23 protein-coding genes are annotated in these 24,713 nt (G+C 59.7%); 10 read left to right on the forward strand and 13 right to left on the reverse strand.

Annotated features, from left to right (window positions below):
• The first annotated feature begins 293 nt into the window (after nt 1-293).
• Nucleotides 294-1,382: a chorismate mutase gene (gene pheA / locus BV034_RS24720; protein WP_009960305.1), complete on the forward strand. Its 1,089-nt coding sequence runs from the start codon at nt 294-296 to the stop codon at nt 1,380-1,382.
• A gap of 334 nt (nt 1,383-1,716) precedes the next feature.
• On the opposite strand, the gene BV034_RS24725 is transcribed toward pheA, so the two are convergent.
• The 9 genes from BV034_RS24725 to BV034_RS24765 form a co-directional block, all read right to left on the reverse strand.
• Nucleotides 1,717-3,000, reverse strand: coding sequence for an FAD-dependent oxidoreductase (locus BV034_RS24725; RefSeq protein WP_265593430.1), 1,284 nt, complete (start codon nt 2,998-3,000; stop codon nt 1,717-1,719).
• Nucleotides 3,001-3,144: 144 nt separating this feature from the next.
• Nucleotides 3,145-3,969: a glycosyltransferase family 2 protein gene (locus BV034_RS24730; RefSeq protein ID WP_265593431.1), complete on the reverse strand. Its 825-nt coding sequence runs from the start codon at nt 3,967-3,969 to the stop codon at nt 3,145-3,147.
• A gap of 80 nt (nt 3,970-4,049) precedes the next feature.
• On the reverse strand, nt 4,050-5,030 hold the full coding sequence (locus BV034_RS24735; RefSeq protein WP_050029640.1) for a polysaccharide deacetylase family protein: 981 nt from the start codon (nt 5,028-5,030) through the stop codon (nt 4,050-4,052).
• 43 nt (nt 5,031-5,073) lie between these two features.
• Nucleotides 5,074-6,204 (reverse strand): UDP-N-acetylglucosamine 2-epimerase (non-hydrolyzing), encoded by a 1,131-nt coding sequence (gene wecB, locus BV034_RS24740; protein WP_265593432.1) that lies wholly within the window; start codon nt 6,202-6,204, stop codon nt 5,074-5,076.
• Between the two features lie 471 nt (nt 6,205-6,675).
• Nucleotides 6,676-6,984 carry a hypothetical protein gene (locus BV034_RS24745; RefSeq protein ID WP_050029642.1) on the reverse strand — a complete coding sequence of 103 codons (309 nt, stop codon included), beginning with the start codon at nt 6,982-6,984 and terminating at the stop codon, nt 6,676-6,678.
• 65 nt (nt 6,985-7,049) lie between these two features.
• Nucleotides 7,050-7,505, reverse strand: a complete 456-nt coding sequence (locus tag BV034_RS24750) for an SseB family protein (protein ID WP_265593433.1) — start codon at nt 7,503-7,505, stop codon at nt 7,050-7,052.
• 170 nt (nt 7,506-7,675) lie between these two features.
• Nucleotides 7,676-8,161, reverse strand: coding sequence for a hypothetical protein (locus BV034_RS24755; RefSeq protein WP_050029644.1), 486 nt, complete (start codon nt 8,159-8,161; stop codon nt 7,676-7,678).
• 33 nt (nt 8,162-8,194) lie between these two features.
• Nucleotides 8,195-9,502, reverse strand: coding sequence for a hypothetical protein (locus BV034_RS24760; RefSeq protein WP_050029645.1), 1,308 nt, complete (start codon nt 9,500-9,502; stop codon nt 8,195-8,197).
• Between the two features lie 38 nt (nt 9,503-9,540).
• Nucleotides 9,541-10,863 (reverse strand): hypothetical protein, encoded by a 1,323-nt coding sequence (locus BV034_RS24765; RefSeq protein ID WP_265593434.1) that lies wholly within the window; start codon nt 10,861-10,863, stop codon nt 9,541-9,543.
• A gap of 135 nt (nt 10,864-10,998) precedes the next feature.
• On the opposite strand from BV034_RS24765, the gene BV034_RS24770 reads away from it, so the two are divergent.
• The 3 genes from BV034_RS24770 (at nt 10,999) to BV034_RS24780 (ending at nt 13,981) form a co-directional block, all read left to right on the forward strand.
• Nucleotides 10,999-11,898, forward strand: coding sequence for an alpha/beta hydrolase (locus BV034_RS24770; protein WP_050029647.1), 900 nt, complete (start codon nt 10,999-11,001; stop codon nt 11,896-11,898).
• Between the two features lie 109 nt (nt 11,899-12,007).
• Nucleotides 12,008-12,331: a hypothetical protein gene (locus tag BV034_RS24775; protein WP_050029648.1), complete on the forward strand. Its 324-nt coding sequence runs from the start codon at nt 12,008-12,010 to the stop codon at nt 12,329-12,331.
• 126 nt (nt 12,332-12,457) lie between these two features.
• A complete protein-coding gene (locus BV034_RS24780) occupies nt 12,458-13,981 on the forward strand; it encodes a sulfatase (RefSeq protein ID WP_081888086.1) in 1,524 nt (507 codons plus the stop codon).
• Between the two features lie 153 nt (nt 13,982-14,134).
• On the opposite strand, the gene BV034_RS24785 is transcribed toward BV034_RS24780, so the two are convergent.
• Together BV034_RS24785 and BV034_RS24790 are read right to left on the reverse strand one after the other, a co-directional pair.
• Nucleotides 14,135-16,024, reverse strand: a complete 1,890-nt coding sequence (locus BV034_RS24785) for a serine hydrolase (protein WP_050029649.1) — start codon at nt 16,022-16,024, stop codon at nt 14,135-14,137.
• Between the two features lie 92 nt (nt 16,025-16,116).
• Nucleotides 16,117-16,545, reverse strand: a complete 429-nt coding sequence (locus BV034_RS24790; RefSeq protein ID WP_050029650.1) for a hypothetical protein — start codon at nt 16,543-16,545, stop codon at nt 16,117-16,119.
• Between the two features lie 137 nt (nt 16,546-16,682).
• On the opposite strand from BV034_RS24790, the gene BV034_RS24795 reads away from it, so the two are divergent.
• On the forward strand, nt 16,683-17,126 hold the full coding sequence (locus BV034_RS24795) for a CARDB domain-containing protein (protein WP_265593435.1): 444 nt from the start codon (nt 16,683-16,685) through the stop codon (nt 17,124-17,126).
• Nucleotides 17,127-17,299: 173 nt separating this feature from the next.
• On the opposite strand, the gene BV034_RS24800 is transcribed toward BV034_RS24795, so the two are convergent.
• Nucleotides 17,300-18,538 (reverse strand): methyltransferase domain-containing protein, encoded by a 1,239-nt coding sequence (locus tag BV034_RS24800; RefSeq protein ID WP_050029652.1) that lies wholly within the window; start codon nt 18,536-18,538, stop codon nt 17,300-17,302.
• Between the two features lie 145 nt (nt 18,539-18,683).
• Here BV034_RS24800 and serS point away from each other — a divergent pair, with 145 nt between their 5' ends.
• Nucleotides 18,684-19,955, forward strand: a complete 1,272-nt coding sequence (gene serS, locus BV034_RS24805; RefSeq protein ID WP_050029653.1) for a serine--tRNA ligase — start codon at nt 18,684-18,686, stop codon at nt 19,953-19,955.
• Nucleotides 19,956-20,097: 142 nt separating this feature from the next.
• Entirely contained in the window at nt 20,098-21,018 is a 921-nt protein-coding gene (tilS, locus tag BV034_RS24810; RefSeq protein WP_265593436.1) for a tRNA lysidine(34) synthetase TilS, read from the forward strand.
• 225 nt (nt 21,019-21,243) lie between these two features.
• On the opposite strand, the gene BV034_RS24815 is transcribed toward tilS, so the two are convergent.
• A complete protein-coding gene (locus tag BV034_RS24815) occupies nt 21,244-21,423 on the reverse strand; it encodes a hypothetical protein (RefSeq protein ID WP_050029655.1) in 180 nt (59 codons plus the stop codon).
• A 361-nt stretch (nt 21,424-21,784) separates the two neighbouring features.
• On the opposite strand from BV034_RS24815, the gene BV034_RS24820 reads away from it, so the two are divergent.
• The 3 genes from BV034_RS24820 (at nt 21,785) to BV034_RS24830 (ending at nt 24,663) form a co-directional block, all read left to right on the forward strand.
• Nucleotides 21,785-22,207, forward strand: a complete 423-nt coding sequence (locus BV034_RS24820) for an Hsp20/alpha crystallin family protein (protein ID WP_050029656.1) — start codon at nt 21,785-21,787, stop codon at nt 22,205-22,207.
• Nucleotides 22,208-22,346: 139 nt separating this feature from the next.
• Nucleotides 22,347-22,736 carry an Hsp20/alpha crystallin family protein gene (locus BV034_RS24825; RefSeq protein ID WP_050029657.1) on the forward strand — a complete coding sequence of 130 codons (390 nt, stop codon included), beginning with the start codon at nt 22,347-22,349 and terminating at the stop codon, nt 22,734-22,736.
• 568 nt (nt 22,737-23,304) lie between these two features.
• Nucleotides 23,305-24,663 carry a hypothetical protein gene (locus tag BV034_RS24830; protein WP_050029658.1) on the forward strand — a complete coding sequence of 453 codons (1,359 nt, stop codon included), beginning with the start codon at nt 23,305-23,307 and terminating at the stop codon, nt 24,661-24,663.
• Nucleotides 24,664-24,713 lie beyond the last annotated feature (50 nt).

Below are 24,713 nucleotides of genomic sequence, written 5' to 3' on the forward strand. Positions count from 1 at the left end.
GAGGCCGTCGCCACCCCACAGTGCCGTGGACGCTACCAAGCACCAATGCCTCCGTAAGCTGAAGCACGTTCTCCGTGGGGCGTCGGCTCCAACACCTTGACCACTGACGCACTGCCCACTGACGCACCGGCCACCCCCTCTCAGCCCTGAGAAGAACCCCACGGGAGCAACCCATCCCACCCCGACATCACCCTAAACAGGCCTGCTGATCCACACTTGTTTCAGCTTCATGCATTTTCTGCTTTCCTCCCTGCAAAGCCTTGCTCTTAATCGTGGCGGATTTTCCGCACACGATGACACTAGAAGAGGTACGCACACACATTGACCACGTAGATCAACAGCTGCTGAGGTTGTTGAACGAACGGGCCGATCTCGTGCACCACGTGGGCGAGATCAAACGCAAGGAAGGCCTGGAAATCTACGCCCCCGACCGTGAAGAGCGTCTTTTGCGCAAGCTGGTCGAGTCCAACAAGGAGCACAAAGGCCGCCTGCCGGAGAAGTCCATCCGGGCGATTTATCGCGAAATCATCTCTGCCGCCCTGGCATTGGAGCAAGATCTGCGCATCCCCTTTCTTGGCCCCGCGGGCTCTTGGACCCATCAGGCCGCGATCAGCCGATTTGGGAACAGCGTGCTCTATCTCCCAGAAGCCAGCACAGAAGACGTCTTTGAGCGCGTCGCCACGCAAGAGGCCGACTACGGGGTGCTCCCCATCGAACACTCCACGGAAGGTGCCGTATATCACACGCTGGACCACTTGGTAGAATCTCCGTTGCAGATCTACGCCCAGTTCCTCTGGCGTACGGAGACCGTCCTCATGTCAAACGGCCCACGCGATACGGTGGACTACATCTACGGCCACCCGCAGGTGATTTCCCAGTGCCGCAAGTGGCTTGCCGTAAACTTCCCCGACGCCGAACTTCGCGAAGCCCCCTCCACCAGCCAGGCTGCGGCCTTTGCCTGTGAGCACCCGCACTCCGCTGCTCTGGGCACCGCACTCGGAGCCGAGTTGCAAGGGCTGAAGATCATCGCCACATCAATCGATGACAGCGCCTCCCAGGCCCGCTTCATCATTCTAGGACGGCGTCCAGCCCCCCCTACCGGCAACGATCACACCCTCCTCATGGTCACGGCCCGAGATCGCGTCGGCACCCTGCTGGAGATCCTTGAGGCCTTCGTCAAACAAGGCATCAACGTCCGCCAGATCGAGAACCGCCCCGTTCCTTCCGATGAGTCCGCCGCCCAGAGCCACGTCCGCTTCTTCCTTGAGGTGACCGGGCATTGCAACGACGACAACCTCAAGACCGCCCTCGATGAGGTGGTCAGCGATGGCGATGCCATCAAGATTCTCGGCAGCTACCCCGCCTCCAACTGGGCGGAATGACACCGGCTTCCATCCGGTGCGTGCTACCGGCGTCCCGCCGGTTCAGTTTAGTTCTCAGCGGGGTCACAAGTCCCCGCACCTTCACTCCGCCGCCAGAACAATTTCCGGATGACGGTGTGGAGGGTCTGACAGGTTTACGGCATTTCCCGCGTCATCCCTCCGCTCTCAGAACCGAACGGCACGTCCGGACTACACCTGCAGCCACGCTGCGGCGCAGTCCGATGGTCCCCATCGGCTCATGGCGCCGAAGGAACACGCGACCAAACGCCACAGCACGTCCACGACATCTCCAGTATCAACTCTCCACAGCCCTATCCCCCATTATTTCCACCCACTAGCAATCTACCAAGACCCGCTCAAGCGTCTTGATTGCCTGCGTCACGCTCCCGTTCCATGAGGTCACCGTGGGATACACCTGAGCGGTGTTGGAAAGAAACACCCGGCCTGCCACCAACTCCTCCGGAGGACGGCGGGCGTTGTATCCGGTGGTGTACAAGGGCTCCACAAAGGGGGCACGGAACACCTGACGACGCTCCAGATCCTGGTCCCGAAGATCAGGGAAAAGCTTCTTCAAGGCCACCCACCATTCGATCGAAAGCAGGTCTTCGTCTTCGCGAAAACGGGGATCCTCCCGGTGCATATACTTCGTGAGGTACACCACATGACGGGCTCCACGCTCAGTCTCCTCTGTGAGATTGGAGGTCTCAATCACCCCATCGAAGGGATAAGTGGACTCCGGGGTGGCCACCCAGTAGTGCGGGCTCAGGGGACGCCGCAGAAACAGCAGACAATTCGTCACCCCCTGATAGTCAATGTTCATGTCCAACGGCGGCAACGCCCGGCGAAGGTTCGCGCCCAATGTGCGGTCAATGCCCTGCCACGGGGTGGTAATCACCACCTGGTCGTACACCGCCTCACCGCGGGAGGTTACCACCAGCGGCCGGTCGGACCGGTCCAGATCCAGCATGACCATTCGCTCACGGAGACGCACCGCGCCGCCCAGAGAAGTGATGCGCTTCCCGATTATTTCCGCGATCCTCCGGTAACCTCCGCGGATGTACCCCTTCACCTCTCCCTTTTTATCCCCTTTCTCGCGATTGAACCGCGACCAGAACCACAATGCAGGCACCGCTTCATAGCGATCACCAAACTTGGCCTGCAACATCGGCTTCCAGAATACCTCAAAGGCTTTGCGGCCCGAGAGTTTGGTTAGCCATTCCACGGCTGTGATGTCATCCAAACCTTCACTGGAGATGCGTCGTCCCTGCAAACCCGTCAGACCAACACGGATGCGATCCGCAAAACCCAAAGGCGCGAACTTAAGCAGGTCCAGTGCCTTGTTGAGGGGGAAAATTGTCGCCCCACTGGCATAACCAAAGGTGGTGGGCTTCCAGTAAACCTCGTCGCGCAATCCAAGATCCGCGAGAAGCTCCAGCAGCGGCCCATCCGTCGGCAGCATGCAGTGGTAAAATTTTTCGAAGGTGCGTCCGTCGTAGTCGCAGGTGCCACCAAGGCCACCAAGCTGCTCAGTAGCCTCAATCAGAGTGACTTGCCGGCCAGCCTCCGCCAGTCGCAGCGCACAGGCCAGCCCTGCGATGCCGCCACCAATGACGGCCACGGTCCGGGGCTGTACACCTTTGTTGTCGAGTTGTGGGCTTGAACCGGCTGCTGCCGGCGCGGCTGTTGCATTCGCCACGGGTTCAGGGAAAGAAAATTGCGTCACAGGATGCCTCGTTAGTATTGGAGGCACTGAAGCACAAACTCAAACATCCGCCACCATCAACAACAAAGAACGTTGCCACGCACCGGCAGGCACCTGCATCCAGAAGCGTCCCACAACAGAACCATACTGCCTGAGCGTCCGCATGATGCGCAGCTTGCTCACCCCCTGCTTCTCGTCATAGCGCAGTGTGTAAGGAATCTCTTTAGCAGGCGCTCCAACCGTGCGCAGCTTCGCCAGTATCTCCAACATGCAGGCAAAGCCGCTGACCTCCACGAGGCGGTCGCCGTATTTTTCCACAAGTGCCCGAATGGCCTCCGGACTGTATGCTCGAAAGCCTGTCGAATAATCGCGCACACCCTTGTACGGCAACACCAGCTTCATGGCCAGGAAGCAACCCCAGCTCAACATCCGTCGGTGCCACGGCACCCCCTGAACCTGGCTGCCAGGCCGGAATCGTGAAGCGATCACCAACCCCATCGACTCCTGCTCCAGCACTGCCACCATCTCCGCGATGTAGCAGGGGTCATGAGAATTGTCCGCATCCATGGTCACCACCACGCCACCCAGATCAGCCGCGACGGAGAGACCCGTCTGCATGGCCCGCCCCAGCCCTTGATTTACCGTATGTTGCACCAGGCGTACAGGCATGCGCCCGGCTGCAGCCTCCGCAATCTCCGCCGTGCGATCCTTTGAGCCATCATCCACGACAATGATCTCATACTGCCGGTCCAAGGCATCCAGCGACACCTGCAGCCGGTCGAGCAAACGCGGCAGGTCCTTCTCCTCATTGTAGGCCGGCAGGACCACCCGGATGGGAGTGGAAGTCTGGGTGGAGGAGTTCACCGTGTGGGAGTAGGGTTTCAAGGTGGGCAAGGGGGGGGGTTGTGAGAAAGAAATGATGCGCTTCCAGATCGAAGGATGACAGCCGCAACACTGGCCCCTGATCAGGCACTGAAAGAGGCCGTTACCGGCACCTCTTCGGCAAAGAGCGGACGCAGCGCCTCCGCAGGCAGGTGCGCCTGCGCGTGATCCGCCACCGTCCCCGTCTGCCAATAGCACGTCAGGGATTGCAGCGTGAGGTCCACCATCGCCATCTTTCGGTCGGCAGGCATCCGCATGGCGGGGAAGAAGTCCATCTCAGGAACATCGTTCGCATCCAGAAAGTCCGTGGGATGCAGGAGCAGGGAGGGACCCACCCCGGCCACCCGGCAGAGCCCCACTGCCGTCTGCCAGTACAGCCCGGCCAAAGCCTCTGATTGCTGTGCAAGGAATAGCAAATAGCTCAGATGCATGGGCACCCTCGCAAGTGGCATGGTCGTCACCGGCACTTCCATGAAGTCCCCCTCAATGGCATGGGGACGCAGCTTGCGAAACGCCCCCGCCACGCCGCCATAGAGACTGGAGCGCTTTTTCTTTTCCTCCGCAGACAGCTTTGAGAAAAAGTAGAAGTACAACCGCGCCACCGGCCCTAGAAAGGTGGGCAGAGACGAGGCATCGTACTTGTACCCACGATGGAAAAGCACCTCCTTCATCAAGGCCGACATGCAGAAGCCCGGGCCGCGGAAACCAATCGGCATCTGCCCGGTCGCATCCTGGATGGCCGCTTCACTGCGTGAGAAGTCCCGGTGCAACTCATGCCGCGAGAATCCGGACAGTGAGACGTCATGATCAAAGGAGTGGTTGGCAATCTCATGCCCAGCGTCCGCGATGGAGCGCAGCGCCGACCAGTTCTCCACCCGGGAGGCATCCCGCCCCACGATGAAAAACGTCGCCTTGATCCCCGCCCGTTCCAGCCTCTGCAAAATGCGCGGCGTCACCTGGTCCAGATAAGAGGGAAATGTCTCCCACCCCGGCTCCCCCTGCGTCTTCAAGTAGCACCACAGGTTGTCCAGATCGATCGAGACGCTCGCAGGCTGCAAAGACATGGCGCAGGCAGTTTGAGTTGAGGAAAAGGTTGGGAGGGACCGATCAGGCAGCGAGACGCAGCTCCTGCACGGCGCGCACCAGGCGCTGGTTCAAGATGTCCACAATGTGACGGGAGCTGTGCCCGTCGCCAAAGACGCTGTGGCAATGGCTGGCGCGAACAAACCACTCCATGTCCGTCATCGCTGCCTCCAGCATCTGGTGAAGATTCGCCGGACATTCACCCGCCAGACGGGCGGCCCCGGCTTCGACCGCCTCCGGCCGCTCGGTGTTGTTGCGCAGCACCAGCATGGGTTTGCCCAGTGCCGTCACCTCTTCCTGAATCCCACCCGAGTCGGAGACAATGAGCCAGGCATGGGAAAGCAGGTGCACAAAATCCGCATAGCCCACCGGCTGGGTGAGCACGATGCCGTCATGCCCGGCCAGCTCCGCCATCGCCGCCTCACGCACATTTGGGTTTGGGTGCACAGGAAAGACCACGCACACTTCCGGATGCGCCGTGGCAAAGCGGCGGATCGCCCGCAGGTGCCCGCGCATAGTGCTGCCAAAGTTCTCCCGCCGATGGGTGGTGACCAGCACCATCTTGCGTTGTCCCACCCGGTTCAGGATGTCCACCATTTCTCCCTTGGGCCGGCTCATCACCAGCGTCTGCCGCAGGGAGTCCACCACCGGGTTGCCCGTGATGTAGATCTGCTCTGCGGGCACCCCTTCACGCAACAGGGTGCGAGCATTGTTGTCCGTGGCGGCGAAGTGGAAGGTCGCCATGCGGGAGATCATCTGGCGGTTCATCTCCTCCGGGAAAGGGTTCATGGGATTGCCAGAGCGCAGCCCTGCCTCCACGTGACCGATCGGAATACGATGGTTGAACGCCGCCATCGCCCCCATCAGCGCCGTGGAGGTATCTCCTTGTACCAGCACCACATCGGGACGCTCCTTCGTCAGCACCTCATCCACTCCAGCGAGAATGCGTGCGCCCAGGCGATTGAGGGACTGCCCAGGCTCCATCGTGGCCAAATCATACTTGGGCCTCACCTGAAAGTGTCCCAGTAGAGGGGTCAGCAGATCAGAATGCTGCCCGGTGTTCACCACACAAGCCTCCATCCCCACGCGCTCCACCTCACGGACCACAGGACCCAGCTTAATAAGCTCCGGCCTTGTTCCAAATACGATAGCCACTTTTGCGAGCGTTCTCACAGGAGCAATATATGGCAGCCATGAAACGCAAAAGCAATAACTTTCGTAAAAATGCACTTAGTTCATAAAGAATATTTGCAGCGCTTAAATAATATAACTTTACCTGAGGCCCTATTCTTGGTCGCTTACCAGCTCATCGTGAGCATGATATATGCATTTATAATCACATAGAATAACCATAACCACAGCTAATAGTCCCCACCTAGATCACCGAACCTGATGGTCCATACGGTGAAAAGTCATCTGGAACAGCGTTTCACCCGGGCGACGCCCGTCCGTTCCAATAATTTCCATAATTGGATAACTCTAGCTAGCCACTTGCTCGCCCCCAACCCTACTTGGTCATCCATCCTGAGCATCTCAGTGAATCATCCCCTAATCCGCGACCCAGTCGGCGAGGTTAGGCTCCTCCCACGGACGGGGTCTCTGCGGCGTACGCAAGATGCCCCCGCCCTACGAGTCATTGGCAGACCCGGAACGCGTTACCTCCAAAGCCCTCTGTAGCCGCTCACCAGTGACACTGCGATCGGCATACTGGGTCGCGAAGTAGCTGATGCGTGATGCCAGATGCTGGAGCGACAGCCACCCCAGCCCCCGATAATCTTCCAGCTCGATCTCATCGAGCATCACCAGCCGCTCGAAACTCACAAAAGAGGCCTCGCACTGCACCAGCAGGTACAAAGCCCCGTCGTTGTCACGCAGGAGGTTCCATCTGCCTTGACTCAGGTGGTGCGGCTGGGGAATGATCGTGATGGGCGTCATCCCTGTTCCCTTCGTTTCACAGTAGAAGCGAGCGCTTGTCTCACCCGGCAATCCCTGCCCCGGCATCACAGGATCTGACTCCGAATCTCGGCCACCTCAGCGGGTCCCAGTTGCAATCCGACCTTCCAGCCAGAGTTGAGCACCAGCCCCATGTCAGGAGGCAGCGACCGAATGACGGCGACCGCGCTCAAGGTTTTGAGGCAGCGGTATTGCGGGTGTCGCTGACGATGCAGATCCGCACGGGTGGTGGTGGTGAACAGGGCCAGCAGCGTCTCGTTGTGGGGCCCGTACTGTAGGAAAGGGCGGTGCAAAAGATTTCTCTGAGCGGGGTCGAACTCTGTGTCCAGGATCTTCACTTGGGACTGGAGGAAGCCATTGATCACTTCTTCGTAGGTCGCGTGCCCCCGCTTGGCATTCCAGAGGAGTTGCTCCAGTTCCGTCTCAGGAACCAGCTCTTGATTGAGATGAAAGACATTCTCTCCCTGGCGTGCCGGAGGAGGATCTGCAACAGGAGCAGCCACTGGCAAAGGGGGGAGCGGTGGAGGTACGGCTTTCGCGGGTACTGGGGTCTTTTTCTTGAAGAATCCGAACATAGGGTTGATCGACGCCTTCGTGACACGCTCCTGGCATTCTTGTCAATCGATCCCGTGCCGCCATCACCTCGGGCCTCGTGGCAACTCCGGCCAGCCTCCTATCCTTCACCGCTGTCCCAGATCCAAGATCCCCTTTCCAGCTCACAGAACTTGAGAAGCCATTGCGCGGTGTCTCGCATGCCCGGATCCGAGTCCTCAAGATACCTCACATAGGTCTTCTTCCCCTCCCTGACAGCGTTTGCGACCGTAGGTGTTCCTGCGTCCCTTCCTTCAGGCTCCCCGGCCTTGGCACAGCACTGCAGGAACCGCATCAACTCATGTTTCATTGGCTTGCCAAGGCCATCGGCACGACTTGCCAGATTGGGACAGCCCAAGGCCTCGATGACAAACGGAATGACGTATGGCGTGGCGGAATAGAGCGTGGACTGGTGAAACACACTGCTCCAGAGGAAATGACCGATGGCCTCCGTCCGATCATCCTCGCTCTCTGAATCAAGAGCGCGAATCCAAGTCGGTGCATCGGTCGCCACTCCATACGCATGGTGCAGACTCGCCCACGGTATCTGGTCCAGGTCTTCAAACATAGGTATCCCTCCTGTAGAGGCCACTTCTGGATCTCAGGCCTTCTGTCTTTCGTCTTCTCGTCTTTTGTCTCCGGCGAAGCCGACCGGCCTCAGCCTCACCTCCACATTCCGCCATAGCACCGCGCTCACCACCACCCATTCGAGCGGCGTCACCACCATGGCATAGCGGATCAACGCCGGCGGCAACGTACTCCCCCCCAGATACACCAGGGCCACCAGCCCCAGCAGAGGGATCTCCGCAGACACCGATGTGGGTCGCATCAGCCAGACCACACTGGCCGCCAGCAACAGCAGCAGGAGTGGTGCGTTAAATGCCACCATGACGCCGCGAGAGATTTCCTCTGTCATGAAAGCCCTTGGAAATCCGAAGGCCATGCGGCACACGTTGCAGAGCCAGTTGTACGCGAGGCGCTGCGGAGGCACCGTACGCAAATTCTCTTTGGCCTTCTCCGTAAAGGCCGCTTCGCGCTCCAGTACCGGGAGCTTCATCACCCGCTCATAGAAGGCCCGGTGATTAGGGGCCAGGTCCGGATGATTCAGAGCATCGTACTCACAGTACCAAAAGCCGTTTTCCCCGGGGTTTGAGCTCGTCACCCAGTACAACAGCTCTCCACTGTTGGTGGACCAGCACCATGTCTTGCCGGTCTTGGCCTTCGTGTAGGCAAGATAGGGCAGGCACAGGGTCAGCCCCAGTCCCATGATCAGGGCAGTACGCCCTACAGGGCGGCGCAGCTTCTTCACAAAGGGCAGCGCCAGCAGTGTCAGGATCAGCATGACCGTGGTGACGTGGCCAAACATCACCCGGGTCATCACCATGGCCAGCAGTGCCACCGCTGCCAGCAAGCAATGCCAGAACACCCGCGTCTCCGCCCGCTGCGCCCGGCAGAACGTCCAGACAAAAGCCGCCACGCAGAACATCATGAATGCCTCGCACATGAGGAAGGGCCCCAACCTCATCAAACTGGGTTGCAACACGGTCCACAGAGCCCCTGCCACAGCCCAGGGAATGTTGGCATAATGGCGGATGGTGGCAAACAACAACACCCCGCACAACCCGATCCACACCGCATTCATGGCCCGTGCCCAGTAGAGGGGCAGCCCCGCCTTCACAAACGGAGCCAGTACAAGAGGGTACCCTGGTCCATTCACAAAGTCCGGGTTGTCATCGGTCACCAGATAGCCCGCACAGATCCGCTTGGCACAATCCAGATAGCGCTCCTCATCCAGGGTCAGAATGTCCGGATGAAAGGCCACCGCGCGGGCAACGTAAACGGCCAGACAGACGGCCATGATGACCGCTGGCCAGATCCAGGCACGCTTTTTGGCAGGGAGGCTCTCCATGTGCCATTGTTGCGCAACAAACCAAAAGCGCAACGCGCCTACGACTTTGGCTCAGCCGCTGGAAGCTGCCGCAGCCGATACCAGGCCGCCTCCACCGGGAAGAACTGGGAGTAGTAAAGCCGGTCATACTTGTAGTGCCCCAGCACGGCGCGGATGGCATCGCGATGCGCCGTAACCACAGCGGTGTCAGGGCACAGAGTCACCACCCAGGCGGCGTAACACGGTTCGCGGACAAACGAATGCTCCTGATACCGCTGGGGCGAGAGCTTGCCCAGTTCCTTCACCTGAAGAATCGCCACATCCACCGCCTCCTGCTCGGAGTGCTGAGGTCTCCACCACTGGTTCAGCACCCGCCAATCATGGTGAAACTTCTGAGGGGCGTCCACTTTGAACTTCGCATGCATCTCCAGGCCAGGTGCCGCCACGGCGGCGCTGGCGGCCAGTCCACGCGCATAGGCCGCCTTCACTTCCGGATCCTGCTCCAGCTCCCACAGCCCGCGCAAGACCGTCACCCCACTGGCCCCGGTCCAGCTTTGGCGGTGCTTCTCATTGTCAAAGTGCATGCCCGCCTCGCAGAGCTGCAAACGGGTCCACGCGGGATTGCCACCGCTCTCCCGCAGCAGCTTCTGGTACAGCGCATCCCATTTCGCCTTGCCAGTGAGGTGGTGCATCACCTTGCAGAGGAAGAGCAGACGAGGTGCCCCTTCCCAAGTGAAGGGCGAATAGTCACCGCGGAAAGGTGACGGCGCAGGAGGATTGCACGGCATGAGCCAGCCGGTTGCTTCCAGAGCCGTGGCGACCTCCTCCATCTTCCCGATGATCTGCTGCCGCTCCGCAGCTTCCGGGATGCCGCTGTCCGCATAGCGCCACAACCCATAAAACCAGGGGGAGGTTTGATCGTTCGACCCCATGGGATAAGGCGTCTTTCCGTCGGAAGCCACCCCTCTGCCGATGAACCCCGGAACCTTGCTCACGGAGGCCAGGAGCATCAACCCCTGAGACACCTTCCGGGCCTTCACCCTGTCCTCCTCGGTCTTGGACTGCTGCCACCGGAGGCAGGCCGCCTCCATATAGGAGCCATTGAACATCGCGCCGTTCTCGATCGGCGTCCACCAGGCCAGAGCATTGGGCTTGCCCTCCCGGCACTCCTCAGGCGTGGGGCGGTCGTACTTCCCGTCCAGTTCCGTGGAGTCCAGCAGCAGATGGTACGGATCCATGAAACGACGCCAGACCTCGGCGTGGGCCTTTTCGACATTCGCGGCCACCGGGTCAGCCGCACCGTCCGCATGAACTTTGGCACCTAGAAACACCCCCGCCCCGAGAAGAGGGATCACCAATGAGGAAAGACGAAAAATCGACATTCCAACCCCTACGAGACGAGATGCGCGCAACTCGCAGCCCATTCGCAAAACAAAACCCCGATCCTTTTCACAGGCATCACTGAAAACTGAAAACTTGAAACTGAAAACTTCCGCCTCCAACCGTACCCTCCCCGCATGAGCATCATCCCTCACCGACTTCTCCCCCTCGCCCTGGCCACGGCCATCGCCGCAGGCTTCTCCACCGCTGCCATGGCTGCGGACCGGCCCACCCTCAAGCTCTGGCCCCAAGGAGCGCCTGAGAAAGAGGGCTTCAAGATGGATGCGGAAAAGGAAATCCCGCCCAAAAATGAGAGCGACGTCAAACGCGTGACCAACGTCACAGAGCCCACCATCACGGTCTACAGCCCGGAAAAGCCCAACGGCACCGCCGTCATCGTCTGCCCTGGTGGCGGCTACGGCATCCTCGCCATCGAGCACGAAGGCAGCCAAGTCTGTGAATGGCTCAACACCATGGGCGTCACCGGCGTCCTGCTCAAGTACCGCGTGCCCAAGCGCAGCGAGACCGACCCCAGCAAAGAACCGATTCAGGACGCCCAGCGCGCCATGGGCCTCGTCAAGAAACACGCCGCAGAGTGGGGCATCAAGCCTGACAAGATCGGCATCCTCGGCTTCTCCGCCGGCGGCCATCTCTGCGTCATGTCCACCCTGCACCCCAATGAGCGCACCTACACGCAGGATCCTGCTCTGGACGTGGCCGACGCCACCCCGGCGTTTTCCATCCCGGTCTACCCCGCCTACCTCACTGAGAAAGGAAACGACTTCCAGCTCAAGCCCGAGATCAAAGTCGGTCCCCAAGCTCCGCCCATCTGCCTTGTCCATGCCCATGACGACCGCATCACCCCTGCAGGCAGCGCCCTGGTCTATCTGGAGTACAAAAAGGCCAACCTCAGCGCCGAACTCCACATCTTCAGCAAGGGCGGCCACGGCTACGGCATGAAAAAATCCGGCAACCCCGTGAACGACTGGCCCCAGCGCGTGGGCGAATGGCTCAAAGCCAACGACTGGGCGAATTGAGGTGGTCCCGCCCAAAAGTTTGGCCTGATTGAAGGGTCATCCACCGAGTTGACTCGTGACAGGGGGTGATCTGACATGGTATCCTTGCCAGATCACCCCTTTCTGTGTCATGAAAGCGGCCCTGACCTATGCGATGCTTGTGGTTGCAGCGATGGTGACCCTCATTCCCGCTGCCGAACCTCCGCGACCAAGACCTTCCCCTCCCCCTACTGGAGAGGGTCGGGGCAGTGAATTTCGCGTCATCGCCCCGCCTCTGCCCGCCGGCACCTATCACGCATTCACAGCCCATGGGGTGAGGCTGTCAGGCATCATTGCCTCCCCTGGCGACACCTCATTCAGCAAAATGCCGACCATCCCGGCAGGGCCTCGCCCTCCTCATGCCGTACCGGGAATTCGTACGCAGAATCCAGGACTGCGGTTCGAACGGCGGTAGCCCCTTCAGCCCGCTGGATTGGGATCGTTCCAGTCTGCCTGAGGTGACCATAGAGGTGTGTCACTCCATGCGTCACGAAAGCGTGCCTGAAGTGAAATACCTAGACTCTCCTTTCGTTAACCCGCCATGCCTTCGCGCCCCCTCATTTCGTCCTGCCTGAAACTGGCTTCAGCCTTTGTCGCGCTGCTTCTGGCATCGCCTTCATTCGCTGCCGAGAAAAACATCGTCTTCTTCATCGCCGATGACATGAGCCCGGAGCTGGGCTGCTATGGAAGCAAGGCCATCAAGACACCGAACATCGACGCCCTTGCTGCCGATGGCACCCTCTTCACGAACGCCTACGCCACCACGGCCAGCTGCAGCGCCAGCCGCTCTGTCGTCATGACGGGATTGCACAATCACGCCAACGGCCAGTATGGGCACCAGCACGACACCGGCCACTTCTCCTGCTACCCCAACGTCGTCTCCCTGGCCCTGCCGCAGGTCATGAAGGCAGCGGGCTACCGCACGGGCATCTTTGGCAAGCACCATGTCGCCCCCACCGAGATCTTCACCTACGACGTGATGGTGGCGGAGAAGGGACGTAATACCCGCGAACTGATGGAGAATGCCCGTGAGTTTATCACGGCCAAAGACGACAAACCCTTTATCGCCTACATCGCCAGTGCTGACCCTCATCGTGGCGGACCGCAGCTGGACATTGAGGGCAGTCCCAATGCCTTCGGCAACAAGCCCAACCGCGGCAGCATCCCGGGGATCACCGAAGTGTTTTACGATTCCCAAGACGTGATTGTTCCCCACTTCCTGCCCGACACCGTCGAGAGCCGCGCTGAACTCGCTCAGTACTACCAAAGCGTCTCCCGGGTGGACTTCGGCATCGGCCACCTGGTGAAGCTGCTCAAAGACGCGGGATTGTATGACAAGACGATGATCATCATCACGTCTGACCACGGCATGGCTTTCCCAGGTGGCAAGACCACCGTCTATGAGCCCGGACTCAGGGTTCCCCTCATTGTCCGGAATCCCTACGTACAACAGCGCGGGATCAAGAACGCCGCGCTCGTCAACCATACCGATCTCACCCCGACCATGCTCGACTTTGCAGGCGGTCTGGATCGGGAGAAAAACGCCCCCATCAAACCTGTTGATGCCGACGCCTTCTGGAAAGAACGCGGCATCTCCAAGTATGAGAACCGCGGCAAACGCTACCCCGCCTATCACGGCAAGTCCTGGCTCAACATCCTGGGTCAGGAGAATGATCCCACCCGCACAGAGATCTTTGCCTCCCACACCTTCCACGAGGTGCAGATGTACTACCCCATGCGAGTGGTACGGGACCAGAAGTACAAGCTCATCTGGAACATCGCCCACCCCCTGCCCTTCCCCTTTTCAACCGACCTCTGGGCAGCCTCCACCTGGCAGGCCCAGCTCAAGAAAGGCGAAAACGCCCCCTACGGCCAGAAGACCGTCGGACAATACATCCATCGCCCCGCGTTCGAACTGTATGACATGCAGTACGACGCGGACGAAACCAAGAACCTCGCCACCGACCCCGCCTTCGCCAAGACTCTCGAAGAATACAAAGCCCGCCTGAAGAAGTTTCAGGAAACCATGGGCGACCCCTGGGCACAGAAGTGGGAATACGAGTAAAAGACACCAGACTGCCAGACACCAGACATCAGACATCAGACTTGAGATCAGGGGCGAAGTGGGAATCCACAACCGCAAGCTGAGGCCTGCACTCAAGGGAACATCCCGTCCAACACCTTGCCTACTGACGCACTGACGCACTGGTTTACTGAATTACTGGACCTTCCGTCCTGGCACCATCCCACCGCCTTGCTGGATGATCAGCCCTGTAGCAGGACCTTCCTTCGCACCATCAGGGCGAAGGAACATCACTTGCGCCCGGACGGCTTTGCACATGAAGCGCCCATCGTCGCCCTTCACCGGATAGTAGGAAAACTCCTGCTGCCCTTTCACCCGACCTCTCAAGTCGCCGCTCTTGTTGTCCACGCGGAAGTGAATCTGGCCAAACGGCAACTCATAACTGCCAGCCACGGCGTCCAGCGCCTCACGCGAGAGCTTGCCGGTCTCGGGTTCGTCAAAGCGCTCGCCTTCCAAAATTGTGCCACGCTGAAGCAGCTTCACCTGACTCACCACGCCCTTTTCATCACGCCGGAAGGCGAACGTGGCATCCACACCATCATTGCGAAATTCATCCACCCCAAGGTAACGCACTGCCAACCACGACTGTGCCGCGAGCTTGCTTTCGAGCCGGCCATCTTTCGCGCGAAACCTCATCACCCCCAGTCCGCCAAAATCAAACGGTGCCGCGTAGTCCGTGAGATGCACGCCCTCAGGCACAGGCAGTTCGCGGAAACAGGGCTGCGCCGCCATCTCTCGCCAGAGGTGCTGCCGGGCCACCACCCCGGCAAGGGCGCTGGGGTTCTGACCTCCGATTGATTCCAGAGTATTGGAAAACACCACCACAGTGAAGTTCTGCGCGGGATACCTGATCAGGATCGAAGAGAAGCCGGGCAACCCACCGGTGTGCAGGATCTTGGGCAGTCCCCGCTCCTCATCCGCAACCCAACCGTAGCCGTACTTTGCCGCCAGTCCGGTCATCTCCGCGCCGACCTCATCTTTGGGTGCCGTGGGACGATGCGCCATTCTTAGAGACTCGGGCGACAGAACCTTCCCGTTGAAGACCGCTTCGTTCCATCGGTAGAGATCCCCCACGGTGGAGAAGAACTCCCCTGCGCCACCGGCTTGAGACATGTGCCAATCCAAAGCCCGTCGCCAGCCCGCCTTTCCGCCCTCACCTCTGGCATACCCCAGGGCCTCGCCTCGCAAGGCAAGCTCGGGCCGATGCACCCCAGTAGAATACATGTGTGCAGAACGAAACACCCGCCGCTCCAGAAGGTCATCGTACTTTTCGCCCGATGCTTGCTTCACAATCTCGGCCAGCAAGACATACCCCGAATTGCAGTAGGCATAGCGAGTGCCCGGCTCCGACTCCAGACTCATGTCACGGAAGCTGGCGATGACCTGCTCAGGCGTCCGCGGTCCGGTGACCTGTTCAGAAAATGTGGGAAACGAGGTGAAGTTGCGGATGCCTGAGCGATGAGACAAGAGATGGGCCAGAGTGATCTTGTCCCCATCCAGAAAGCCTGGGAAATACTTGGTCAGAGGATCCGAGAGGCTCAACAAGCCGTCTTGCTGACAAAGCAGCACTGCCGTGGCCGTGAACTGCTTGGTCACCGACCCAATACGAAACACTGTGTCCGGGGTGATGGGCACTCCTTTTTCCAGGTCCGCCAACCCGTAGCCTTTGGCGTAGAGCACTTTCCCATCTCTCGCCGCCAGCAGGGCAAACCCAGGTCCGTTCTTCTTCACGGCCTGGACCAGCACACGGTCCACAATCTCCTCGGGATCAGGAAAAGGCCGCTGCACATCCGCTCCCGCCTTCGCCAGCAAGTCAATTGCATCCCGCCTGCCGTGGTAAGACGCAATCTGCCAGGCTGTCACGCCCAACCGATCCTCCAGTTCATCGACCTGCTGGCCTTCCGCGAGCAACCGTTCGAGCGTGGTCAGATCGCCAATGCGAGCAGCTTCGTGAATCTCCTTTGCCAACAATGGCATCGAGACCATGGCGAGCCAGAGCGCAACCGTGAGACGGGGCCATTTCATTGCCCCATGGTAAAAGCATCACCCTGCAATTGTCACGCCTTGATCTGATTCGCCTTTCGCCGCGAAACCTTTGCCATCTCAACTGATCCCCTTTACCCCTTCCGCACCATCCTTTTACCAAGAATCCACATGCCCACTCCAATCATCGTGGTGACCAAGGCAGAAAGCGCGAGGATCCCAACCGGCACGAAAAAGGCTGGAGACATTTCGACCGGTGTGGCCATCCGGCCGCCCTCGTCCAGCACCACGGTCACCTTCTGGCCGATCTCGTAGCCCGATTCGGCCGTGACCACATTAGAAGAGATGGTTTTTAGCGGATCACCATCCCGACGGAAGTGCGCACGGTAGCCGTCCTTTCCATCTGACTCGGCGCGACCAAATCCCACCACCGTGACCTGCACTTTTGGCTCGGTCCAAAGCGACCACTGCCAGATGCCAAACCCAATCACCCCAAGCCACGACAGAGCAGAAACCAGAACAATGATCCTGGAGTTTCGAAGCAACGTTTCGCGGTCGAACATGGCAGAAATCGATCTGCGCCAAGAATACAGACGCCAGGCAAGGGATGTCAATTTTTCACGGATCACGTTGCAGAACGAAAGGCATGGTCGATTGGGTCAACACCTCGCCGCAATGTTGTGAGACGCCCTACTCCACCATGGCCACCTCTGATACCCTGCTCCGTTGGCGCATCCCCCTCACCCTTCTCGTCTGCGCGATCAGCATCTTCGCGTTTCTACGGCGGCCTGACACCACGCCAGTGGACTTTGCCGTGGAGCTTCGACTCTCCAGCACATCGGTGAGCCCTGGCCAGGTGGTGGTGCCAGAGCTGGAGTTGCGAAATGCAGGCACCAACGCCGCCCGACATCGTGAAACCACCATTCGCCTCTACATCAATGGCGAACGCTGGCTGGAGGAACCGCTGCATCTGCCAGAGCCGGGCAGAACAGAAACCCTGACTCGAGGTGCCGGCTGGAGCGCTCCTGCGCCGGGCAGCTACGAGTTCAGGCTGGTTGTCGATGAAGCAAAACGGCTCCACGACACGAATCGTGGAAACAACTCTGTGACACAGACGGTGACGGTCACCGCACCAGGTCAGTAGTCGGACTTCATCTTCAACGGTTCTTGCTCGGTGCCGATTGCCAATCGGCGACACAGCAGACTGCCAGTCTGCGCCCCCCAGATCTTTGTGCCGTTGTGCCTTCGTGTGAGGATAGAATCTCCCCACCGGGGCAAGATGCCGGCCCCACTCACAGCCGGGACGGCTGTGCCCCTTCAACCCGGCAAAGCCGCCTGCCTCACCAATCTCGCGGCATAAAACCCATCATAGCCCTCCCGATCCGGCCGGAGGCTGAGTTCCTCCTCCAGCGTCCATTCGTCACCATGGGCGGCGAGGAAGGTTTGCACCTGCCGGTCATTCTCGCTGGGGAACAGGCTACAGGTCGCATATACCATTTTCCCACCGGGCTTCACCATGCGGGAGTGGCTCACGAGAATCTCCTGCTGGAGTTTTTGGAGACGCTCCAGCTCCTCCTCGCTCAGTTTCCACTTCGCATCGGGGTTGCGGCGGATCACCCCCAGACCGCTACAAGGCACGTCCAGCAGCACGCGATCCGCCTTGTCCGCGAGACGCTTGATGGCCTTGGTGTCTTCAATAAGACGAGGCTCCACATTGCTCACGCCATTGCGGCGGGCACGACGGCGCATTTCGTCCAGCTTCCACTGATGCACATCCATGGCCACCAGGGAACCCTTGTTCTGCATGAGGGCGGCCAGATGAAGCGTCTTGCCGCCAGCCCCTGCACAGGCATCCACGACCCGTTGACCAGGGGCCACCTCCAGAAACGGCGCGATTTTTTGGGAAGCGGCGTCCTGCACTTCAAACAGGCCGTCCTTGAACGCCTGGGTGGTGAACACGTTCTTGCGCACGCTCAATCGCAGCGCATCGGGCAACCCCTTCACACGATGGGATTCCACGCCCTCGCCTTCGAGCCGGGCTTGCAGCTCTACGGGGGTGATTCGCAGCGTATTGGCACGCAGAAAGACGTCGGCGGGCTCATTGAGCGCCTTCATCAGTTCCGGCCACTCTTTGCCAAACTCCTTGGAGCCACGGTCCTGGAGCCAGTCGGGGATCGAGAAGCGGATGGCAGGCAGGACGTCCGCGTCATACCTGGACTTGACGGTGGCATTCCAAGAGCCCCGACATTCGGCAAAGGGCGGTGCCTCACCATGCTCCACCATCCAGTAGGCGGCCCACACCCGCCAAACCTTGCCGTCGTTGAGCAGTTCCACCTTGTTGTACTCCGAATCCGGCAACCCGGCAAGGTACCAGTACCAGCGCCACCAGCGGACGAGTTCGTAGGACGTCTCCGCAAAAAAGCGTCGATCCCGCGCGCCCCACTTCGGATGCGCCTTCATCATCCGCTCGATGGCCTTGTCCGCATGCACCCCCCGCGCAAAGATTTCCGCCAGGGTGGCGATGATTTGTTCGATGAGGTGACGATGGAGTTTCACAGGGCAGGAACCGCGGACCTGACGTGGCCGCGAACCGCCCACCAAAGCGCAAAATCCCCCTTTGCGCCAGTTTCTTCTTGTCCCGACATCCTCCTCCCGCCCTGCGGCTCGACATTTTCCCATTCCACGCTAGTCTGCGCGCCCTATGTTAGACATCCGCCTCTTCCGTGAGAAACCCGACTACGTCAAAGAACGCCTCAGCACCCGTGGTGCCGGCCTTTCCTCGATGGTGGATGAGGTGACCTCCCTGGACGAGCAGCGCCGCGAAGCTGAAACGGAACGCCAGAAGCTGCAGGGCGACCGCAACCGGATCAGCAAAGAGATCGGCATCGCCAAGAAAAAGGGCGAGGACACCAGCGCCATTGAGGCCCAGGTCCGGGGTATCGGCGACCGCATCGAGCAGATCGGTCGTGACGCCGATGCGCTGGATGTCAAGCAGCGCGACCTCATGCTGGGCATCCCCAACCTTCCGCACGACGCCTGTCCCATCGGTGAAAGCGCCGAGCAGAATCCCGAGGTGAAAGTCTGGGGCGAGAAGCCCTCCTATGACTTCGCCCCCAAAGACCACGTCGCCCTCGGGGCCCAGCATGGCATGCTCGATTTCGAGGCCGGTGCCAAGATCACCGGCAGCGCCTTTGTGGTGTACCGCGGTGCAGGTGCCCGGCTGGAACGCGCCCTCATCAACTTCCTGCTCGACCTCCACACCACCAGCCACGGTTACACCGAGGTGAACACCCCGTTCGTGGTGAAGGCCGACGCCCTCGTCGGCACCACCCAGCTCCCGAAGTTCGCCGACCAAGTATACCACTGCCAGGAGGACGACCTCTACCTCGTCCCCACCGCCGAGGTGCCGGTCACAAACCTCCATCGTGAGGAGATCGTGAAGCTGGAGTCGCTGCCCATCCAGTACGCCGCCTACACCCCTTGCTTCCGCCGTGAGGCAGGCAGCGCCGGCCTGGGGACCCGCGGACTCATCCGCATGCACCAGTTCGACAAGGTGGAACTCGTGAAGATCACCACCCCGGAGACCTCCATGGAGGAACTGGAAAAACTCACCGCCAATGCGGAAGTCGTCCTCCAGACCCTCGGGCTGCACTACCGCATCATTGAGCTCTGTACCGGTGACGTGGGTTTTGGCTCGAGCAAGACCTACGACATCGAAGTTTGGGCCCCCGGCCAGGGGACCTACCTGGAAGTATCCAGCTGCAGCAATTTCGGCGAATTCCAAGCGCGCCGCATGAATCTGCGCTACAAGGATGAGAATGGCAAAAACCGATTCTGCCACACGCTCAACGGATCCGGCACCGCGCTCGCGCGCCTCTTCGTCGCCCTCGTCGAAACGTACCAGCAAGCAGACGGCAGCATCGCCATCCCTGCCCCGCTCCAACGCTACTTCGGCACGGAAAAAATCGGCTAAGCCCCAGGCCGCCCCTGCCATTTCCCCGCCGGCGCGCGCACACGCGTCGGCGGCCCTCACCCGGCTGGAACGCAAGGCTCGTACCACTCTGCGCAGCCTTCAGGGGCGGCAGTCGGAGCTTTCCCTCGATGCCCCCCAGTTGGTGGGCGTCTCCGGCGGACGAGATTCGGTAGCGTTGCTGCATTTCCTCCTGCTCTTGGGTTACAGGAAACTCATCGTCTGCCATCTGAACCACCAGTTGCGCGGAGCAGAGTCGAATGGTGATGCCCAGTTTGTGCGGGATCTCGCCATCGCCCACGGATTGAGGCATGAGGAGATCACCATGGACATCACTGCCGAGGCGGCCCGCACGAAGGCCTCCCTCGAAACAGCCGGTCGCGACGCCCGGCGAGCCTTCTTTGAGCAAGCCGCCGCCCGTCACGATTGCCGCAATGTCTTCCTGGCACACCATGCGGACGACGACGTGGAAACGATCCTGCATCACCTCTTCCGCGGCAGTGGTCTGCGCGGCATCCGAGGCATGGATCCCATCTCCAACTCCCCCGGTGGACTTCTGATCACACGACCCTTCTTGGAAATCACCCGGGAGGACATCGACACCTACATCACCACATACGGCCTCACATTTCGGGAGGACTCCACCAACGCGGGATCGAGTCTGGGAGCCCCCACCCGCAACCGGATCCGCCACCGCGTGCTCCCTTTCTTGAAGGAGATGTTCCAGCGCGAAGTGGCCGGCACGCTCCAGCGCTTTGCCCGGTTGGCCGGCCGCGATGAAGACTACCTGCAAGCCGCCACCAGCGCGTTTCTCACGGAACACCAACTCCTTCAGGCAGACCGCAGCCTCACCGTCAATACGGCACTGAAAGCCGCCCACCCCGCGCTCCAGAGCCGCATTCTCCGGTGGTGGCTGCGCGAAGTCCATGCGGTGCCCAATATCGGCAATGCCGAGATCGAGAGCGCCCTCGAACTCCTCAGCTCTCCCCGCGTGTCCCGAGTCAATCTCCCCAGCCAGCTCCGCCTCCGCCGTAAGGCAGGACGGCTGTTCCTGGAGAAAGCATAGAGATGGGAAGCTGATGCGTGGGTTTAGGAATTAACCACAGAGGCACAGAGAACGCAGAGGAATGACTTTTTAGACAGAATTCAGATTCAAGCGCCCAATCAAGGTCAGCTCCTTCATTCAGAAGCTGAACCCTGGCTCCGTGAATTCTGTTAATTCTGTCTGAACCTCAGTTTCAGTCTCTGTGGTTGAATCTTCATTCCCAACCACGTTGCACGTCCTCTTCTTCTAGGAGAACCAGCTCATCACCGTCTCTTCGACGAAGACGAAAAGACTGTCCACCCGCATCGCCATGTCACGGAGCGTGTAGCTGTTCACCGCATCCAGGGTGTGATTTGCCCCCTTTGGCGTGTGAACCATAAAGCGGGCCACAACCACAACGATGGCGATTTTCAGCAGGAGTTTCATGATGCCTTGGACGGGGGTGTTCGCAGGTCAACCCATAATAATGGTAATTATGGTAATTGCAACCATAAAGACGTGCTACCCCTCTGGTTGATGGCAAGCTGACGTAAGCGCTGCGTTGAATCCTTTATCACTAGAGTCATAATGACTCTACATGGCCGTGATCCAAAATAACCCATAAGAGACCTTTTGTCTCTCTATTTTGGGGGAGCGACCGTTTCCTATCAAAACCGAATCGACGCATTACCTACTCATCATCAGCATAATACAACCGATCCAATGAAGGTGGCACGAGGCTTGCAACAATAGGACCCGTAATCATCACCCGACCAAGACAACTCTTGGGTCCAACAAAACAAACACCATGAAACTTACCCGTTACAATCATCCTGCCTCCAACCTCGAAACTTGGTTCAGTCATCCATTTGACAACCTGCCAGCCCTGGCTCGAGTGTTCGATTGGGACAGCGCTTTCGGTGGAGCCGTGACCGGCCGCCTTGCCACGGACATCCACGAGGACAAGGACAACTACTACGCCACCTTCGAAATCCCCGGCGTGAAGAAAGAGGATGTGAAGGTCGAATTCAACGACCGCCTTCTTACCGTCACCGTCGTGCGCAAAGAGAAGAATGGCGAAAGCGAATCCAGCTTCACTTCCACTCGTTCCGTCTCCGTGCCAGACAGCGTCAAGTACGACGCCATCGCAGCCAAGGTGGAAGACGGCATCCTGACCGTCACTCTGCCAAAAGCTGAGGCGCACAAACCGCGAGCCATCGAGGTGCAGTGATCTCGCTTGTTCGCTGAAAAAGATCCCCATCCGCTGGCCGGGCGCCGCCCTTGAGCCCCGGCCGCGGCAAGTCACCAAAAGTACCTACTCTACCTGCCTTTCTAAAAAACCCCCACTTTCCTTCCAACCCCATACGACCATGACCACTTGCACTCCTGATAGCGCCTGCGCCACCGCCTCCACCAACACGACCACTCAGGCGCAGAACTTCGTGAAACCCCGCTACTCCGTCAACAGCGCCAAAGATGCCTACCAGGTCCGGGTGGACCTTCCCGGCACCGCCAAAGACAGCGTCCATGTCAAACTTGACCAAGGGATACTCACCCTCAGCGCGCAGCGCAAACCTGTCGCCCAGGAAGCCTGGAAGTCCCTTCATCGGGAACTTGGCAGCTATGGCTACAAGCTCCAGCTGAAGGTCACAGCCAAGGTGGATGAGGCTGCACTCTCCGCCAAGCTGGAGGACGGCGTACTTACCTTGAACCTTCCTGTCAAGGAAGCCGCCAAACCACGCGTCATCGCGGTGCAATAACCCCTCTGCGACCAACCGGCCTGTGAAAGGGCATCCATAGAAAAACAAACCCCCGGCCTGCGATGCCGCCCCGGCGCGTCGCAGGCTTTTTTTCGTGTTCGTGACACCGGCTTCCAGCCGGTGCGGGTTACCGGCGTCCCGCCGGTTCAGCCAACCATCCTGCAAAATGGGAAGCCAAAACCAATCACCCTTCACCCACCACGTCCAACACCTGATCCTGCGCAGCAGGATTTTGGGACTGCGGTGAGCATCACCGCTTTGGCTACGCCTTGTGACAATCTTGAACCTGATGTCGCCGCCGAAGCCGAATAAGGCCGCCCGCTCCGCCAGAGCGCTTCGCTAGTTTGGCCGACACAGACCTCCCAAAAGCGGCGATTCTCGCCGCACTCCGAAAGATGCTTCGCATCCAGGTGCGGGCCACTATTGGGCTCGTGAACCTCGCCTTGGCCTCCGATATCCCGTGAGCCATTTTCCTCTGCGACATTCCCCTCTTCCCCTCCCCCCGCCATTTCCCAAGAAGAAACTCGCCCGCCCTCCAGTATTCCAAATACTCACCCGCGCTTCTCTCATGATTCCCACCAGCCACTTAACCCGCCGGGCATTCGCGATCTGCTCCATCCTTGGAACCGCCAACCTGGCCCTCAGCCTTTCTCTGCCCACCGCAATCCAGGCCGCCGATTCACCCGCACCGGCCAAAAAGTGGTACAAAGGCAACACCCACACTCACAGCCTCTGGAGTGACGGCAACGACTTCCCGGAGATGATCACGGACTGGTACCAGAAACAGGGGTACAACTTTCTGGCCATCTCTGACCACAACGTGCTTCAGGCCAAAGAGGTCTGGGTCGCCGAGGAACTGGTGAAAAAGCGCCAGACAGCTCCTGGCAGCACGCCTGCTCTGGACAAATACCTGGCCCGCTTTGGCACCCCTTGGGTGGAGACCCGCGAAAAAGACGGGGCCAAAGAGATTCGACTCAAGAAGCTCGAGGAATACCGCCCTAAATTTGAGCGCCCCGGCGAGTTCCTCCTTATCCAGGCTGAAGAACTGAGCGCCAACTATGCGATGGAGCTCAAAAAGCGCGTTCCCATCCACATCAATGCGATCAACATCCAGGAAGCCATCCTGCCTCCCGCTGGCACCAGCATCCAGGACGTGATGCGCAAGAGCCTGCAAGCCATTCACGAACAGGGCCGGGCTACCGGCCGCCCTGTGCTGGCTCATGTGAACCACCCCAACTTCCGCTGGGCACTCACCCCGGAAGACCTCGCCGCAGTGCTGGAGGAGAACTTCTTCGAAATCTTCAACGGTCACCCCATGATCAACTACTTGGGCGACGCCACCCGCCCAGGGCAAGAAACCATCTGGGATGTGGCCAACACCCTACGTATCACCCAGTTCAACGCACCCCCACTCTACGGCGTGGGCACGGATGACGCCCACCATTACCATGGCGAAGACAGCGCCCCCGGACGCGGGTGGGTCATGGTGCGCAGCGAGTCACTCAATCCAGACAAACTCATCGCCGCCATGCGGGCCGGCGACTTCTATGCCTCCAGCGGTGTCACGCTTGAGGACGTCAGCTTCAAGGGCGGCATCCTCAAGGTTCAAGTCCAGCCGCAGGAAGGCGTCACCTACACCATCAAATTCGTCGGCACCCCCATTGGGTTCGATAAAACAACCACCACGGTCAAGACACCTCCGGACGACTTCCGCCCCGAGCGCATTGTCTATTCTGCCGACGTGGGCAAGACCTTCGCCACCGTAAACGGGCCCGTGGCCGAATACCGGCTGAAAGGCGACGAACTCTACGTTCGCGCCATCATCACCTCCAATCTTCCTCATCCCCGCCCCACCTTCGAAGGTCAGACCGAAATGGCCTGGACCCAGCCCGTAGGTTGGCAGTCGCGGTTGAAGGAAACCAAGTAGCCCCCTCGGGTTGGCCACTCCAACCCGAGACCCCATCTTGTTAATCCTTC

Source organism: Verrucomicrobium sp. BvORR034 (assembly GCF_000739635.1).
GTDB lineage: Bacteria > Verrucomicrobiota > Verrucomicrobiia > Verrucomicrobiales > Verrucomicrobiaceae > Verrucomicrobium.

Excerpts from the sequence above, each read along its gene's own strand:
- BV034_RS24765 (WP_265593434.1), bottom strand. The coding sequence starts at position 10,863 with ATGTCGATTTTTCGTCTTTCCTCATTGGTGATCCCTCTTCTCGGGGCG.
- serS (WP_050029653.1), top strand. The coding sequence starts at position 18,684 with ATGTTAGACATCCGCCTCTTCCGTGAGAAACCCGACTACGTCAAAGAA.
- BV034_RS24795 (WP_265593435.1), top strand. The coding sequence starts at position 16,683 with ATGGCCACCTCTGATACCCTGCTCCGTTGGCGCATCCCCCTCACCCTT.
- pheA (WP_009960305.1), top strand. The coding sequence starts at position 294 with ATGACACTAGAAGAGGTACGCACACACATTGACCACGTAGATCAACAG.
- BV034_RS24815 (WP_050029655.1), bottom strand. The coding sequence starts at position 21,423 with ATGAAACTCCTGCTGAAAATCGCCATCGTTGTGGTTGTGGCCCGCTTT.
- BV034_RS24830 (WP_050029658.1), top strand. The coding sequence starts at position 23,305 with ATGATTCCCACCAGCCACTTAACCCGCCGGGCATTCGCGATCTGCTCC.
- BV034_RS24825 (WP_050029657.1), top strand. The coding sequence starts at position 22,347 with ATGACCACTTGCACTCCTGATAGCGCCTGCGCCACCGCCTCCACCAAC.
- BV034_RS24790 (WP_050029650.1), bottom strand. The coding sequence starts at position 16,545 with ATGTTCGACCGCGAAACGTTGCTTCGAAACTCCAGGATCATTGTTCTG.
- BV034_RS24755 (WP_050029644.1), bottom strand. The coding sequence starts at position 8,161 with ATGTTTGAAGACCTGGACCAGATACCGTGGGCGAGTCTGCACCATGCG.
- BV034_RS24780 (WP_081888086.1), top strand. The coding sequence starts at position 12,458 with ATGCCTTCGCGCCCCCTCATTTCGTCCTGCCTGAAACTGGCTTCAGCC.
- BV034_RS24735 (WP_050029640.1), bottom strand. The coding sequence starts at position 5,030 with ATGTCTTTGCAGCCTGCGAGCGTCTCGATCGATCTGGACAACCTGTGG.
- BV034_RS24745 (WP_050029642.1), bottom strand. The coding sequence starts at position 6,984 with ATGACGCCCATCACGATCATTCCCCAGCCGCACCACCTGAGTCAAGGC.
- BV034_RS24770 (WP_050029647.1), top strand. The coding sequence starts at position 10,999 with ATGAGCATCATCCCTCACCGACTTCTCCCCCTCGCCCTGGCCACGGCC.
- BV034_RS24760 (WP_050029645.1), bottom strand. The coding sequence starts at position 9,502 with ATGGAGAGCCTCCCTGCCAAAAAGCGTGCCTGGATCTGGCCAGCGGTC.
- BV034_RS24820 (WP_050029656.1), top strand. The coding sequence starts at position 21,785 with ATGAAACTTACCCGTTACAATCATCCTGCCTCCAACCTCGAAACTTGG.
- BV034_RS24775 (WP_050029648.1), top strand. The coding sequence starts at position 12,008 with ATGAAAGCGGCCCTGACCTATGCGATGCTTGTGGTTGCAGCGATGGTG.
- BV034_RS24785 (WP_050029649.1), bottom strand. The coding sequence starts at position 16,024 with ATGAAATGGCCCCGTCTCACGGTTGCGCTCTGGCTCGCCATGGTCTCG.